This window comes from Vibrio sp. Vb1018, assembly GCF_033338775.1.
In the GTDB taxonomy this organism is placed as follows: domain Bacteria; phylum Pseudomonadota; class Gammaproteobacteria; order Enterobacterales; family Vibrionaceae; genus Vibrio; species Vibrio alginolyticus.
This window is the reverse complement of record NZ_JAWOTI010000022.1, coordinates 1-14,009: the sequence shown is the minus strand read 5'-3', so window position 1 is coordinate 14,009 and position 14,009 is coordinate 1. Positions and strand designations below refer to the sequence as shown.

The 14,009-nt window shown below is 46.4% G+C and carries 13 protein-coding genes; 7 read left to right on the top strand and 6 right to left on the bottom strand.

From position 1 onward, the window contains the following. Positions 1 to 134: 134 nt before the first annotated feature. Both glyS and glyQ read right to left on the bottom strand, forming a co-directional pair. Positions 135 to 2,201, bottom strand: coding sequence for a glycine--tRNA ligase subunit beta (glyS, locus tag R7Z10_RS19330; protein ID WP_154204933.1), 2,067 nt, complete (start codon positions 2,199 to 2,201; stop codon positions 135 to 137). Positions 2,202 to 2,214: 13 nt separating this feature from the next. Continuing rightward, positions 2,215 to 3,132, bottom strand: coding sequence for a glycine--tRNA ligase subunit alpha (glyQ, locus tag R7Z10_RS19325; protein WP_005383818.1), 918 nt, complete (start codon positions 3,130 to 3,132; stop codon positions 2,215 to 2,217). 484 nt (positions 3,133 to 3,616) lie between these two features. On the opposite strand from glyQ, the gene R7Z10_RS19320 reads away from it, so the two are divergent. Together R7Z10_RS19320 and R7Z10_RS19315 are read left to right on the top strand one after the other, a co-directional pair. Then, positions 3,617 to 4,171, top strand: coding sequence for a TMEM165/GDT1 family protein (locus tag R7Z10_RS19320; RefSeq protein ID WP_005378877.1), 555 nt, complete (start codon positions 3,617 to 3,619; stop codon positions 4,169 to 4,171). Positions 4,172 to 4,331: 160 nt separating this feature from the next. Beyond that, the gene (locus R7Z10_RS19315) at positions 4,332 to 4,592 is read left to right on the top strand and encodes a hypothetical protein (protein WP_005378878.1); all 261 of its coding nucleotides are present in this window, start codon (positions 4,332 to 4,334) and stop codon (positions 4,590 to 4,592) included. A 44-nt stretch (positions 4,593 to 4,636) separates the two neighbouring features. On the opposite strand, the gene tusA is transcribed toward R7Z10_RS19315, so the two are convergent. Further along, positions 4,637 to 4,885, bottom strand: coding sequence for a sulfurtransferase TusA (tusA, locus tag R7Z10_RS19310; protein WP_005378879.1), 249 nt, complete (start codon positions 4,883 to 4,885; stop codon positions 4,637 to 4,639). A 133-nt stretch (positions 4,886 to 5,018) separates the two neighbouring features. Between tusA and R7Z10_RS19305 the strand changes: the two genes are divergently transcribed. Next, positions 5,019 to 5,201 (top strand): hypothetical protein, encoded by a 183-nt coding sequence (locus tag R7Z10_RS19305; protein WP_005378880.1) that lies wholly within the window; start codon positions 5,019 to 5,021, stop codon positions 5,199 to 5,201. Positions 5,202 to 5,373: 172 nt separating this feature from the next. Next, positions 5,374 to 6,318, top strand: a complete 945-nt coding sequence (locus R7Z10_RS19300) for a LysR family transcriptional regulator (RefSeq protein ID WP_017821924.1) — start codon at positions 5,374 to 5,376, stop codon at positions 6,316 to 6,318. 52 nt (positions 6,319 to 6,370) lie between these two features. Here the strand turns inward: R7Z10_RS19300 and R7Z10_RS19295 are convergent, their stop codons facing one another. From R7Z10_RS19295 to fadB, 3 genes are all read right to left on the bottom strand, one after another. Beyond that, positions 6,371 to 7,351 carry an MDR family oxidoreductase gene (locus R7Z10_RS19295; protein WP_158159519.1) on the bottom strand — a complete coding sequence of 327 codons (981 nt, stop codon included), beginning with the start codon at positions 7,349 to 7,351 and terminating at the stop codon, positions 6,371 to 6,373. A gap of 250 nt (positions 7,352 to 7,601) precedes the next feature. Further along, the gene (fadA, locus tag R7Z10_RS19290; protein ID WP_213901761.1) at positions 7,602 to 8,777 is read right to left on the bottom strand and encodes an acetyl-CoA C-acyltransferase FadA; all 1,176 of its coding nucleotides are present in this window, start codon (positions 8,775 to 8,777) and stop codon (positions 7,602 to 7,604) included. Between the two features lie 14 nt (positions 8,778 to 8,791). After that, on the bottom strand, positions 8,792 to 10,963 hold the full coding sequence (gene fadB / locus R7Z10_RS19285; protein ID WP_258483914.1) for a fatty acid oxidation complex subunit alpha FadB: 2,172 nt from the start codon (positions 10,961 to 10,963) through the stop codon (positions 8,792 to 8,794). A 261-nt stretch (positions 10,964 to 11,224) separates the two neighbouring features. Between fadB and R7Z10_RS19280 the strand changes: the two genes are divergently transcribed. Genes R7Z10_RS19280 through hemG form a run of 3 tightly spaced genes read left to right on the top strand, consistent with a single transcriptional unit; the run spans position 11,225 to position 13,889 of the window. Further along, complete coding sequence (locus R7Z10_RS19280) at positions 11,225 to 11,848, top strand: YigZ family protein (protein WP_005378891.1); 624 nt, start codon at positions 11,225 to 11,227, stop codon at positions 11,846 to 11,848. A gap of 46 nt (positions 11,849 to 11,894) precedes the next feature. Next, positions 11,895 to 13,352, top strand: a complete 1,458-nt coding sequence (locus tag R7Z10_RS19275; RefSeq protein WP_005378893.1) for a TrkH family potassium uptake protein — start codon at positions 11,895 to 11,897, stop codon at positions 13,350 to 13,352. A gap of 9 nt (positions 13,353 to 13,361) precedes the next feature. After that, positions 13,362 to 13,889: a menaquinone-dependent protoporphyrinogen IX dehydrogenase gene (gene hemG, locus R7Z10_RS19270; RefSeq protein WP_054577148.1), complete on the top strand. Its 528-nt coding sequence runs from the start codon at positions 13,362 to 13,364 to the stop codon at positions 13,887 to 13,889. The last annotated feature ends 120 nt before the right edge of the window (positions 13,890 to 14,009 follow it).

The window sequence follows — 14,009 nt, the reverse complement described above, 5'->3', positions numbered from 1 at the left end:
GTCTCACCCTACAAATTTTAGTCTTGTTCACAAAATGAATAATAAGCGTCACCTTCATCGGTTTGAAGGCAACAAAAAAGGGAAGCATCTGCTTCCCTTTTACTTATTTCTTAATCACTTCGAAGAGTAATGAATTACTTTTGAAGCAAAGAAATGTCTGCGATCTGTAGGAACAGGTTACGCAGGTTGTTCAGTAGTGTCAGACGGTTCTTCTTAAGTGCTTCGTCGTCTGCCATTACCATTACGTTATCAAAGAACGCGTCAACTGGTTCACGTAGGTCTGCTAGCTTGCTTAGGGCTTCTTGGTAGTTACCTGTAGCAAATGCTGGCTCTAGCGCTTCAGTCATTACTTCAACGCTTTCTGCTAGTGCTTTCTCTGCGTCTTCTTGTAGAAGTGCTAGGTCGATGTCTGCTGCTAGTTCGCCGTCGAATTTCGCTAGGATATTACCTACACGTTTGTTCGCTGCTGCTAGAGACTCTGCTGCTTCTAGTTCACGGAAGTGAGAAACCGCTTTAACTCGTTGGTCGAAGTCTGCTGGTTTCGTCGGACGACGAGCTAGAACCGCTTGAATGATGTCTACGCTGAAGCCTTCGTCTTGGTACCAAGCACGGAAACGACCAAGCATGAACTCGATAACGTCTTGTTCAACATTGTCGTTGGTTAGACGCTCACCAAATAGTGACTTCGCTTTCGCTACTAGGTCAACAAGATCTAGGTTGTAGCCGTATTCAACGATGATACGTAGTACACCTAGAGATGCGCGGCGTAGTGCGAATGGGTCGCTGCCTTTAGGCGCTTGACCAATACCGAAGATACCTACGATAGTGTCTAGCTTGTCTGCCATTGCAACTGCAGTTGAAACACCGTTAGATGGCAGTTCATCACCTGCGAAACGAGGCATGTATTGCTCGTTCAGTGCGACTGCAACTTCTTCTGCTTCACCGTCGTGGCGAGCATAGTGCATACCCATAACGCCTTGAGTATCCGTGAATTCGAATACCATTGAGGTCATTAGGTCACATTTTGCTAGTAGACCAGCACGCTTTGATTTCTCAACGTCAGCACCGATTTGCTCAGCAATGTAGCCAGCAAGCTCTGTGATGCGGTCTGTTTTGTCTTTGATCGTACCCAGTTGCTTTTGGAAGATCGCTTGCTCTAGTTCAGGCAGACGGTCGATAAGCGGACGCTTACGGTCTGTGTTGAAGAAGAACTCTGCGTCAGCAAGACGAGGGCGAACTACTTTCTCGTTACCTTCGATTACGTAACGAGGCTCTTTTGATTCGATGTTCGATACGAAGATGAAGTTAGGTAGTAGCTTCTTGTTTTCGTCATAAACAGGGAAGTACTTCTGGTCACCTTTCATGGTGTAAACCAACGCTTCAGAAGGCACTTTTAGGAACTCTTCTTCGAACTTCGCTGTTAGTACTACTGGCCATTCAACCAGAGACGTTACTTCTTCTACTAAGTCATCTTCTAGGTCAGCGATACCGCCAACCGCTGCTGCCGCTTTTTGTGCGTCAGCGAGGATGATTGCTTTACGCGCTTCGTAATCTGCCATTACTTTACCGCGCTCTTCTAGGATTGCAGGGTATTGCTCAGCAGAATCGATAGTGAACTCTTGCTCACCCATGAAGCGGTGACCACGGATAGTGCGGTCAGAAGCAACACCAAGGATCTCGCCTTCGATTAGGTCGCTGCCCATTAGCATGGTTAGCGTCTTAACTGGACGGATGAACTGAGTTGTTTTGTTACCCCAGCGCATTGGTTTTGCGATAGGTAGGTTTGCTAGTGCTTTCGCTGCAAGTTCAACGACGATCTCAGACGTTGGCTGACCTTTCACTTCTTGTTTGAACAGTAGCCATTCACCTTTGTCTGTAACCATGCGCTCTGCTTGGTCAACCGTGATGCCACAACCGCGTGCCCAGCCTTGAGCCGCTTTTGTTGGGTTGCCTTCCGCGTCAAACGCTGCAGAAACCGCAGGACCACGCTTTTCAACAACTTTGTCAGACTGGCTGTCTGCTAGTGCTGCTACTTTAAGTGCAAGACGACGAGGTGCCGCGAACCATTTCACGCCTTCGTGAGCAAGCTCAGCGCCTTTTAGTTCTGCTTCGAAGTTTGCTGCGAATGCTTCAGCTAGTGTGCGAAGTTGCGTTGGTGGTAGCTCTTCTGTACCTAGCTCGATTAGAAATTCTTTTGCCATGTTACTCTACCCCTTACGCTTGTTCTTTCTTACACATTGGGAAGCCAAGAGCTTCACGCGATGCGTAGTATGCTTCTGCAACTGCTTTCGTCAGGTTGCGGATGCGTAGGATGTAACGTTGGCGTTCAGTTACTGAGATCGCTTTACGCGCGTCTAGTAGGTTGAATGCGTGACCCGCTTTTAGAATGCGCTCGTAAGCAGGTAGTGGCAGTGGCTTTTCAAGCTCAAGCAGCTCTTTACACTCTTTTTCACACTGTTCGAAGAAACCAAATAGGAATTCCACGTCTGCGTGCTCGAAGTTGTAAGTCGATTGCTCTACTTCATTTTGGTGGAAGATATCACCGTAAGTCACTTTGCTGCCATCTGGTGCGATGTTCCAAACTAGGTCGTAAACAGAGTCTACTTCTTGGATGTACATTGCTAGACGTTCGATACCGTAAGTGATCTCACCAGTTACTGGCTTACACTCAAGACCACCAACTTGCTGGAAGTAAGTAAACTGGGTCACTTCCATGCCGTTTAGCCAAACTTCCCAGCCCAGACCCCATGCGCCTAGTGTTGGGTTTTCCCAGTTGTCTTCTACGAAACGGATGTCGTGTACAAGAGGGTCAATACCAAGAACTTCAAGGGAGCCAAGGTACAACTCTTGAATATTGTCAGGCGATGGTTTTAGCGCTACTTGGAATTGGTAGTAGTGCTGAAGACGGTTAGGGTTTTCACCGTAACGGCCATCAGTAGGACGACGTGAAGGTTGTACGTAAGCTGTCGACATTGGCTCTGGGCCAAGCGCTCGTAGACAGGTCATTGGGTGAGAGGTACCCGCACCCACTTCCATATCTAGCGGTTGAACAATGGTACAACCATTTTGAGCCCAATAATCCTGCAGCGCGAGGATCATTCCCTGGAAGGTTTTGATATCGTATTTTTGCATAAGTCAGGTTCGCGCGATTCTCTTGTTACTCGTTAATTCGTCATCTATGCCGAGTTTTTCAACTCTAACAACGGCGATAAAGAGTAATTACGGTTGAATAAATTAACAATCTAGTATAACCAGATATTGAGCATGGGAGTAGAGCTAATCTTGATTAATTCGTGGGCGATTTTCTCCTTTAATGAATTTTTACCGCGTTATCTGCTGTATTTTTCCTAAAAGGGAGTTTTCGCCTGCTTTGGCTCTTGAGAAGCGCAACAAAGGTGGCTAGAATTGCGCCTGTCTTTGGGGAGTAGCTTACCTGATGAAGTTTCTGTTTCATCTGGTTCGTCCGTCAACATAATTGGTGCAAAATCACCATGGCGTTCGAGACTTGAAGCCTTTCAAGTTTAGCAAGACCTTAGACAAATCATCACGAACCGGGGTAGGGGCGTGAGGTTTGTCTTCGGTTAAAAATAATAATCCCTGCCCCAATGAGCATGTCGTGAGCGTTTTAGCTATTTCAATTACTACTGTAGCGTTAGCAGAAATTGGCGATAAGACCCAATTGCTATCTCTATTACTCGCAAGTCGTTACCGAAAACCAATCCCAATTATTGCAGCAATCTTTTTGGCAACTATTGCCAACCACGCTTTGGCTGCATGGTTAGGTGTGGTTGTCGCAGACTATCTATCACCTGAGATTTTAAAGTGGGTGCTGGTGGTCAGTTTTGTCGCGATGGCGGCTTGGGTTCTGATCCCGGACAAACTGGATGATGACGAGCAGATTTCTAATCGAGGCCCATTTATTGCCAGCTTTATCGCGTTCTTCGTTGCGGAGATAGGCGATAAAACTCAGATCGCCACTTCCATCTTAGGGGCGCAATACGCGGATGCGTTAAGTTTGGTGATTATCGGTACCACAATCGGTATGCTGCTGGCGAATGTACCTGTGGTCCTGATTGGTAAATTGTCGGCCGACAAGATGCCTTTAGGGCTGATCCGTAAAATCACCGCATTTTTGTTTATTGCTCTGGCAATAGGGGCTGCACTGTTCTGATTTTTTGCACGTGAAATGATGTGAGTTATCAATCATTAGTAGCGTGCTGCGCGAGTTCAAACTCTGACTCTAAATCGTTCCGTTGCGTGACGGATGACATATAAGTGTCATACTTGTCATGGTAGTTTAATGGTGTGAATGATAGCGAGAGGGCAAGTTTATGCTTACACGTTACATGGGGATGTCCCCGAAGAGTCAGAGTTATTTATTCACTTTTGGTTTAGCGCTGTGTTTACTAGCGATGGTGCTAACTGATATGTGGTTACCGATTGTAGCAGGATCGTTCGTTCTTACTGGATTGACAGTAGAAGCGTGGATTCGTGTCGCTCACATCATTCCTATGCATGAAGAGATGCGGGCAATGAAGAAACAACTTAACAAGCTCCAATCAGAAGTTCGCACACTCGAATACGACGAATAAACAAACGGCAGCCAATATTGGCTGCCGTTTTTAGTTCGACCAGATTATTCCAATCCTTTCTTGATCAGGTACTGATACGGAACTTGCTCCGTTTGTGCCGCAACTAATTGGTGGTCCATAAAGCGGCAGAAACTCGGAATGTCTCGAGTTGTGGATGGATCGTCTGCTTTGACCAGCAAAATCTCACCATCTTGCATGTTGCGAATTGTCTTCCTGACCATCATCACTGGCTCTGGGCAGCGCAGTCCTTCCGCCTCTAATGTCTTGTTTGCCAGTTCAGGATTAAAGCTCATAGTGTGATTCTCGTAACTAACTGAGCGTTGAATTTTACTTTCGTTGAAAAAATATTCAATAACCACTTGGCAAACCGAATTTTTTGTTTTACCTTAAATTAACAATTTGGTAACAACTGGCAAGGGAGAGGCAATGTTAACAGCGTTAGACAGACTTACGATTTACTCAGTGCTGTGTTTTATCTCGTTTTGTGCATTGGTACTCAGGACGCCAGCTGACACCTCTTTGACGCCTCTAGTAGGCATGGTTGCCACTATTATTGGGATTTGGATCGAGATGCGCAGATGGTCTGGTGCATCTGAGCAAGAAAATTAGCGCTTCTTGCTTGGATCAGAATGCTTTTAATAACGCTCACCTATTTTTATTTTACCGACACTTCATTCCGACACTATCCCCATTTTTCTTGGGCTTCCCCGCTGAAAGGCGGGATTTTTTTTGCCTAAAGAGTACAATTTACCCAAACACATACAAAATAAGTGGCTAATTTGTGGAACTGGAAGACATCTATCGCCGAGATTTAAATTTACTGGTTGCGTTGCGAGTACTGATAGAAGAAAACAGTGTCAGTAAGGCGGCAACACGTCTGAACTTGAGTCAATCGGCAATGAGTCGTGTGCTTGGTCGTCTACGCGACTTATTGGGAGACCCGCTGTTTACTCGTCAGGGACAGCATTTGATCCCAACTCAGAAAGCGTTAGAGATCGATCGCTCATTGGGCGAACCATTAGAGTCTTTACGTCAGTTGTTATCTCCGGTTGAGTTTGACCCATTGCAATGCGTACAGACTTTCAACATCGTGACCACCGACTATGCCATGCAAACGATCTTACCGTTCGCTTTGCCGAGAATTTACCAAGAAGCGCCAAACGTGTCTTTCAACTTCTTACCACTGCAACACGACCGTTTATCAGATCAGCTCACTTATGAAGGTGCAGACTTAGCGATTTGTCGCCCGACAGGCCCGGTGGAGCCTCTACGCAGTGAAGTGTTGGGGCGAGTGGGGGTGCTGTGTATGCTTTCAAAACAGCATCCATTAGCGAATAAAGAAATGAGCTTGGATGATTATCTGAGTCATCCACATGCCATGATCGCCATCAGTGATGGTGTTAAGGCACTGATCGAACAAGCTTTGATGGAGAAACCTAAGCGTAAAATGGTCCTGCGGGCGTACCATTTAGAAGCCGCATTGGCGATCATGGATACCTTGCCAATTATCATCACAGTGCCAGCGGATTTGGCGTATCTGGTTGCCGAGCGTTATGACTTGGTGGTGAAACCGTTACCATTCCAATTCACGCCGTTTGAATACTCGATGATTTGGCATGCGCGTTGCGAGCATTCTCCCGCTCAAGAATGGTTAAGAACGATTGTGCGTGAAGAGTGTAGTCGTCTGATAGCTAAACGTATCGAAGATATGGGACTGAACTGCTAACAAAAAAGAGCCAGCAATGCCGGCTCTTCGTCTGTTTACACTGAGTCAGTGTTTATAGCTTGATAACCACACGACCCGTTACTTGACCGTTGGTGATGTCTTCTGCATATTTCGGTGCTTCAGCAAGAGCAACTTCAGTACACGCTTGCTCGAAGTAGCTGTCTGGTAGTAGCTCTACCAGCTTTTCCCATGCAGCGATACGTTTCTCTGTTGGGCACATTACTGAGTCCACACCTTGTAGGCGAACATTACGTAGGATGAACGGCATCACTGTGGTTGGTAGATCAAAACCACCTGCAAGACCACAAGCTGCAACTGCACTGTTGTAATCCATTTGCGCCAATACTTTTGCTAGTACTTTGCTGCCTACAGTATCAACCGCACCTGCCCATACTTGTTTTTCAAGCGGACGTGCTGGTTCTTCAAATTCAGTACGGTCGATGATGCGGCTAGCACCTAGTTTTTCAAGTAGCGGGCCATTTTTCTCTACACGACCTGTCACTGCAGCAACTTTGTAGCCAAGCTGTGCTAGAAGCGTTACTGCGACTGAGCCTACACCGCCACTTGCGCCAGTTACTAGGATTTCGCCATTTTCAGGTTTGATGCCTGCATCAAGCAGTGCTTGAACACACAGCATACCAGTGAAGCCAGCAGTACCAACCATCATTGCTTTCTTGCTGTCTAGACCTTTTGGTAGTGGTACTAGCCAATCCGCTTTTAGACGAGCACGCTGAGACATACCACCCCAGTGGTTTTCACCCACGCCCCAGCCAGTAAGGACAACTTTGTCACCAGCTTGGTAGCGGCCGTCTTCTGAGCTTACTACCGTACCTGCTAGGTCAATACCTGGCACCATCGGGAAGTTACGGATGATTTTACCTTTACCTGTGATCGCAAGGCCGTCTTTGTAGTTTAACGATGAGTAATCAACGTCAACCAGAACGTCGCCTTCAGGCAGTTGTGTTTCATCGATTTGCTCGATGTTAGCGATAGTACGTTTGTCTTCTTGATTTAGAACTAGAGCATTAAACATAAGGTTCTCCGATTGTGCGGTAGCATGACTCTGGGTCACATGCAGCAAGATATCAACTGGTCTAAGTGTATGTCTTCTTTGTCTATGAATAAAATGAAACTTGAGCATTTAATGTATGCTCTTCATGCATGTTTGATGTAAAACAAAGGGCGACATCAATTGTCGCCCTTAAGTGTAATACTAAAAATTTTAGTACTAGTTCATTTGCTTATGATTGTTGGCTCGATCACTACAACAACGTCTTGAACTGTTATGGTCGTTCAAATACTGTCGCAATGCCCTGACCCAAACCGATACACATGGTGGCCAGACCGTATTTCGCGTCTTTGGCTTCCATTAGGTTGATCAACGTTGTTGAGATACGTGAACCAGAACAGCCTAGTGGATGACCCAATGCTATCGCACCACCGTTAAGGTTGACCTTCTCATCCATAACATCAAGCAGGCCTAAGTCTTTAGCACACGGCAGAGACTGCGCGGCAAATGCTTCGTTTAGCTCAACCACACCCATGTCTTCAATTGAAAGACCGGCACGCTTGAGCGCTTTTTTCGTCGCAGGTACAGGACCGTAACCCATAATAGAAGGATCGCAGCCCGCAATGGCCATGCCTTTAATACGTGCACGAATCTTCAAGCCAAGCTCATTGGCTTTCTCTTCACTCATGATCAACATCGCTGATGCACCATCAGACAGAGCCGATGATGTACCGGCTGTTACTGTACCGTTTGCAGGGTCGAACACTGGGCGAAGTTGAGATAGACCTTCAACGGATGTTTCAGGGCGAATCACTTCGTCGTAATCCAGAGTGAACAGTGTGCCGTCTGCTGCGTGGCCTTCAATTGGTAGAATTTCGTTTTTAAAACGACCCTCTACGGTTGCTGCGTGCGCACGAGCGTGAGAGCGAGCGGCAAACTCGTCTTGTTGCTCACGGCTAATACCATGTAATTTACCAAGCATTTCAGCCGTTAAGCCCATCATACCCGCAGCTTTTGCTACGTTCTTTGACATACTTGGGTGAAAGTCTACACCGTGGTTCATTGGCACATGCCCCATGTGCTCAACACCACCAATTAGGCAGATTTCAGCATCGCCAGTCATGATGGCACGTGTACCGTCGTGAAGCGCTTGCATTGATGAGCCACACAAGCGGTTCACCGTCACGGCGCCAATTTCAATCGGCAGACCAGCAAGCAGCGCCGCATTACGTGCAACGTTAAAGCCTTGCTCTAGTGTTTGCTGTACACAGCCCCAGTAGATGTCTTCAATCTCGCTTGGGTTCACTTGTGGGTTACGCGCAAGAATGCCTTTCATTAGGCGCGCAGATAGATCTTCTGCTCGTGTATGACGGAAAGCACCACCTTTAGAGCGACCCATTGGAGTACGTAGACAATCGACTACGACAACATTTCTTGTTTGATTAGTCATTTTAGAATCCCTCCTTAGATAGAACCTTGCTGTTGTGCACCGTAAAAGCTTTCACCTTTCGCCGCCATATCAATCAGCATTTGCGGTACTTGGTACATCGCACCTAGCTCGGCGTGTTGTTTTGCCATTTCAACGTATTCAGCAATACCCACGCTGTCTAGATAGCGGAATACGCCACCGCGGAATGGAGGGAAACCAAGACCATAAACCAATGCCATATCTGCTTCCTGCGGAGTCGCGATGATGCCTTCTTGTAGGCACAGCACCACTTCGTTGATCATTGGAATCATCATACGTTGAATGATGGTCTGATCGTCAAAGTCCTGCTTATCGGCACAAACGTCAGCAAGTACTGGTAAGATCGATTCGGAGAAGGTTTTCTTCGGCTTACCTTTTTTATCTATGGTGTAGCTGTAGAAGCCATTACCATTTTTCTGACCATATTTGTCTGCTTCGAACAGTGCATCAATCGCATCACGACCTTGTTTACCCATACGCTCAGGGAAACCCTCTGCCATCACAGCTTGTGCGTGGTGCGCGGTATCAATGCCGACTACGTCAAGCAAGTACGCCGGTCCCATCGGCCAGCCAAACTTACGCTCCATGACTTTGTCGATTTTCGTAAAGTCAGCACCATCACGAAGTAGCATGCTGAAGCCGCCAAAGTATGGGAACAATACGCGGTTAACGAAGAACCCTGGGCAGTCATTAACGACAATTGGTGATTTGCCCATTTTCGCAGCATACGCCACAACACGATTGATGGTTTCATCAGAGGTGTGCTCACCACGGATGATCTCAACAAGAGGCATACGATGCACTGGGTTGAAGAAGTGCATACCACAGAAGTTTTCTGGGCGTTTTAGTGATTTTGCCAATAGGTTGATAGGAATCGTCGAGGTGTTTGAGGTGATAACGGTGTCGTCACCGACATGGGACTCAACTTCACTCAAAACTGCTGCTTTTACTTTCGGGTTTTCAACGACAGCTTCAACAATCACATCAGAGTTTTCAATACCTGCGTAATGTAAGCTCGGTGTGATTGACGCTAAAATACCCGCCATCTTAAAGCCATCAATGCGACTGCGAGATAAGCGTTTATTCAGCAGCTTAGATGCTTCAGTCATGCCTAGGTCGAGCGACGCTTGTGCGATGTCTTTCATCAAGACTGGCACACCTTTTAGCGCTGATTGGTAAGCAATGCCGCCACCCATGATACCTGCACCTAATACGGCTGCACGTTGCGTGTCTTTACTTGCTGACTTCGCTGCTTTTTTCGCAATGCCTTTGATGTATTGATCATTAAGGAATAGGCCAACGAGTGATTTTGCTTCTTCCGTTTTAGCCAATTTCACGAAGTGCTTACGTTCAATGTCTAACGCTTCATTACGTGCAAAGCGAGCACCTTCTTCAATCGTGATAACGGCTGTCATTGGGGCAGGGTAGTGAGGACCTGCTTTTTGTGCCACCAGACCCTTCGCCATGGTGAAGCTCATCATTGATTCAAGCTTACTCAGCGTTAGCGGAGATGTTTTCTGTGCTCGGCGTGCTTGCCAGTCAAGTTTCTCATTAATTGCAGAGTTAAGAGTTTGTAGTGCTGATTCGTATAAAGCATCAGTCTCTACAACAGCATCGAGTAAGCCAATTTTCAATGCTTCATCAGCTCGGCATGCTTTACCTTGGGTGATGATTTCCATTGCGCTGTCTGCGCCAATAACGCGAGGTAAGCGTACACAACCACCAAAGCCCGGCATGATTCCCAGTTTCGTTTCTGGTAGGCCGATGCTGGTGGTTTTGTCACCAATACGCATGTCTGTTGCTAGCACACATTCACAACCGCCACCAAGAGCGTGGCCTTTGATCACTGAGATGGTCGGAACGGGTAAGTCTTCTAATTTGTTAAAGATGCTATTAGCAAATTGCAGCCATTGGTCGAGCTCGGCATCCGTTTTAGCAAACAGACCTAAAAACTCGGTAATGTCTGCGCCTACAATGAATGCGTCTTTATCTGAAGTGAGCAACAACCCCTTGAGGCCTTGATGGGCAATGAGCGCATCAATAGCTTTATCTAGCGATTCTAATGTCGCTAGGTCGAGTTTGTTGACGGATTTTGGAGAGCAGAAGCTTAGCTCTGCAATACCATCTTGTATTTCCTTTACCTGTAGGGTTTCGGCTTGGTAAATCATTGTCTATCTCCATGACATACAATCGTGGATTGTCTGTATACCTATTTCAACGACGCCGTGTACCTCGGCAAATAGGTATCGAGGAAGTCGTTTTATTTTTGTTCTGGTTTGACCAGTAAGGTTAGTTTGGATCGTGGATTGTTTAATTTCAATACATTTTTTAAACAAGTGTTTAACATTGTGCGCTGTGGCAGATCTTATGCGACGGGTAAATCACACTCGTGATAGACTTCAGGCAAATAGACATGAATCCATAATCCTATGAATGACAAGCCTTATCTGATTCCAGCAGAGCCCGCTCAATTTGAAGAAGAAATTAAAAAGAGCGTCTTCATTACTTATTTGGCACACACGCCAAGTATCGAAGCTGCAAAAGCATTTGTTGATCAAATCAAAGCTAAACACGCTGATGCTAGACATAACTGTTGGGGCTTTGTTGCTGGTCGACCAGAAGATTCGATGAAGTGGGGCTTTAGTGATGATGGAGAACCTTCAGGGACGGCAGGCAAACCAATCCTGGCGCAGCTGTCTGGATCTGGGGTGGGGGAGATCACGGCTGTGGTCACGCGATACTCTGGTGGAATCAAGTTAGGTACAGGCGGCTTGGTTAAAGCGTATGGGGGTGGGGTTCAACAAGCGCTCAAGCTGCTTCAAACTATTGAGAAAAAAATAACCACAAAGCTCAGACTAACGTTAGACTATGGGTTTATGCCTATCGCACAATCAATCATGCCGCAATTTGGTGCGATAGAAGTCGAGGCTGAATACAGCGATCAGGTCGTATTAGTGGTGGAAATTGAGCTTCGAGAAGTGAGCGCGTTTACCCAAGCAATCATCAATAAAAGCGGGGCAAAGGCAATTGTCACTCCGCTAGACGGACAATAATGAAAAACAGGAAGCAACAGGGACAGCTTCGCTAGTCAATTTATCCATGCAATTTCGTTCAATTATTCGAATCGTCGGGCTACTGCTCGCACTCTTTAGTGTCACTATGCTTGCGCCAGCACTCGTTGCGCTGATCTATCGAGATGGTGCTGGTGTGCCTTTTGTCACGACATTTTTTGTTCTGCTGTTTTGTGGGGCCGTTTGTTGGTACCCAAACCGCAGGTATAAGCACGAGCTTAAAGCTCGAGATGGCTTTCTTATTGTCGTCTTATTCTGGACAGTACTTGGCAGTGCAGGCTCGATCCCCTTTCTCATTGCTGACAATCCGAACGTCTCAGTGACAGATGCGTTTTTTGAATCGTTTTCTGCTCTCACGACGACCGGGGCGACCGTTATTGTTGGTTTGGATGAGTTACCTAAAGCGATTCTATTCTATCGACAGTTACTGCAGTGGTTCGGCGGTATGGGAATCATCGTATTAGCGGTGGCGATTTTGCCAGTACTTGGCATCGGTGGTATGCAGCTTTACCGCGCCGAGATCCCAGGTCCAGTCAAGGACACTAAAGTGACGCCGCGCATAGCAGAAACTGCTAAGGCGCTTTGGTACATCTATCTGAGCCTGACTATCGCCTGTGCTTCGGCTTTTTGGTTAGCTGGTATGACGCCATTTGACGCCATCAGTCACAGCTTTTCAACCATTGCCATTGGTGGCTTCTCTACCCACGATGCCAGCATCGGATACTTTGATAGTTACGCGATTAATCTTATTACCGTGGTTTTTCTGCTTATATCTGCATGTAACTACACACTGCACTTTGCTGCATTTGCATCAGGTGGCGTACATCCCAAGTATTACTGGAAAGATCCTGAGTTTCGTGCCTTCTTGTTCATTCAAGTGCTGCTATTTATCATTTGCTTTCTATTATTACTGAAACATCACTCTTACACATCGACATACGATGCTTTCGATCAGGCTCTGTTCCAAACCGTATCAATATCCACAACAGCGGGCTTTACGACAACAGGTTTTGCGGATTGGCCGCTCTTCTTACCTGTGCTGTTATTGTTCTCTTCCTTTATAGGTGGTTGTGCTGGTTCAACAGGCGGCGGCATGAAAGTGATCCGTATCCTGCTTCTTACCTTACAAGGTGCGCGTGAACTAAAACGTTTAGTCCATCCACGCGCGGTTTACACCATCAAAGTAGGTGGCAGTGCCCTACCGCAACGTGTTGTCGATGCGGTTTGGGGTTTCTTCTCCGCATACGCATTGGTATTTGTGGTTTGTATGTTGGGGTTGATTGCAACAGGAATGGATGAGCTCAGTGCGTTCTCGGCGGTGGCTGCGACTCTGAACAACCTCGGTCCTGGCTTGGGAGAAGTAGCGCTGCACTTTGGTGATGTTAACGACAAAGCAAAATGGGTATTGATAGTTTCTATGCTGTTTGGTCGTTTGGAAATCTTTACCTTACTTATTCTACTTACGCCGACGTTTTGGCGTAGCTAAGGGGAAATCGTGGCAAAAGCATTATTTCTATACTCTTCCCGCGAAGGGCAGACTAAAAAAATTCTCCACTATATAGATGAACAACTTCCAGACTTCGATTGTGAGCTGGTGGATTTACATAATGTCGAGACGATTGACTTCAGCCAATACGACAGAGTATTGATAGGCGCCTCTATTCGCTATGGCCATCTTAATAAAAAGCTATACCAGTTTATTGAGCGAAACCTCAATCAATTGGAGCAAAATAAAGTGGCATTTTTCTGCGTAAACCTAACCGCTCGTAAAGAGGACCAAGGAAAGGATACACCTGAAGGTAGTGCCTACATTCACAAGTTCCTAATTAAGTCGCCTTGGAAACCAACGCTAATAGGTGTTTTTGCTGGTGCACTTTATTACCCACGTTACAGCTGGTTCGACAGAACTATGATTAGGTTCATTATGTCGATGACGGGTGGCGAAACTGATACGACCAAAGAGGTGGAGTACACCAATTGGGAAAAAGTGGCTCTTTTCGCAGATAAATTCAGAGAACTGTAGAAATAACGTGCTCTTTTGACCGCTTTTGATGCAAATTTATCCGAACGATAAAAAAATCAAAAAAAACGAGAAAAAGGGCTTGCCAATGTGATCGCAATCTCTATAATGCCACCTCGCTGA

Excerpts from the sequence above, each read along its gene's own strand:
- glyS (WP_154204933.1), bottom strand. The coding sequence starts at position 2,201 with ATGGCAAAAGAATTTCTAATCGAGCTAGGTACAGAAGAGCTACCACCA.
- glyQ (WP_005383818.1), bottom strand. The coding sequence starts at position 3,132 with ATGCAAAAATACGATATCAAAACCTTCCAGGGAATGATCCTCGCGCTG.
- R7Z10_RS19315 (WP_005378878.1), top strand. The coding sequence starts at position 4,332 with ATGCTTACACGTTACATGGGGATGTCCCCGAAGAGTCAGAGTTATTTA.
- tusA (WP_005378879.1), bottom strand. The coding sequence starts at position 4,885 with ATGAGCTTTAATCCTGAACTGGCAAACAAGACATTAGAGGCGGAAGGA.
- R7Z10_RS19305 (WP_005378880.1), top strand. The coding sequence starts at position 5,019 with ATGTTAACAGCGTTAGACAGACTTACGATTTACTCAGTGCTGTGTTTT.
- R7Z10_RS19295 (WP_158159519.1), bottom strand. The coding sequence starts at position 7,351 with ATGTTTAATGCTCTAGTTCTAAATCAAGAAGACAAACGTACTATCGCT.
- fadA (WP_213901761.1), bottom strand. The coding sequence starts at position 8,777 with ATGACTAATCAAACAAGAAATGTTGTCGTAGTCGATTGTCTACGTACT.
- fadB (WP_258483914.1), bottom strand. The coding sequence starts at position 10,963 with ATGATTTACCAAGCCGAAACCCTACAGGTAAAGGAAATACAAGATGGT.
- R7Z10_RS19280 (WP_005378891.1), top strand. The coding sequence starts at position 11,225 with ATGAATGACAAGCCTTATCTGATTCCAGCAGAGCCCGCTCAATTTGAA.
- R7Z10_RS19275 (WP_005378893.1), top strand. The coding sequence starts at position 11,895 with ATGCAATTTCGTTCAATTATTCGAATCGTCGGGCTACTGCTCGCACTC.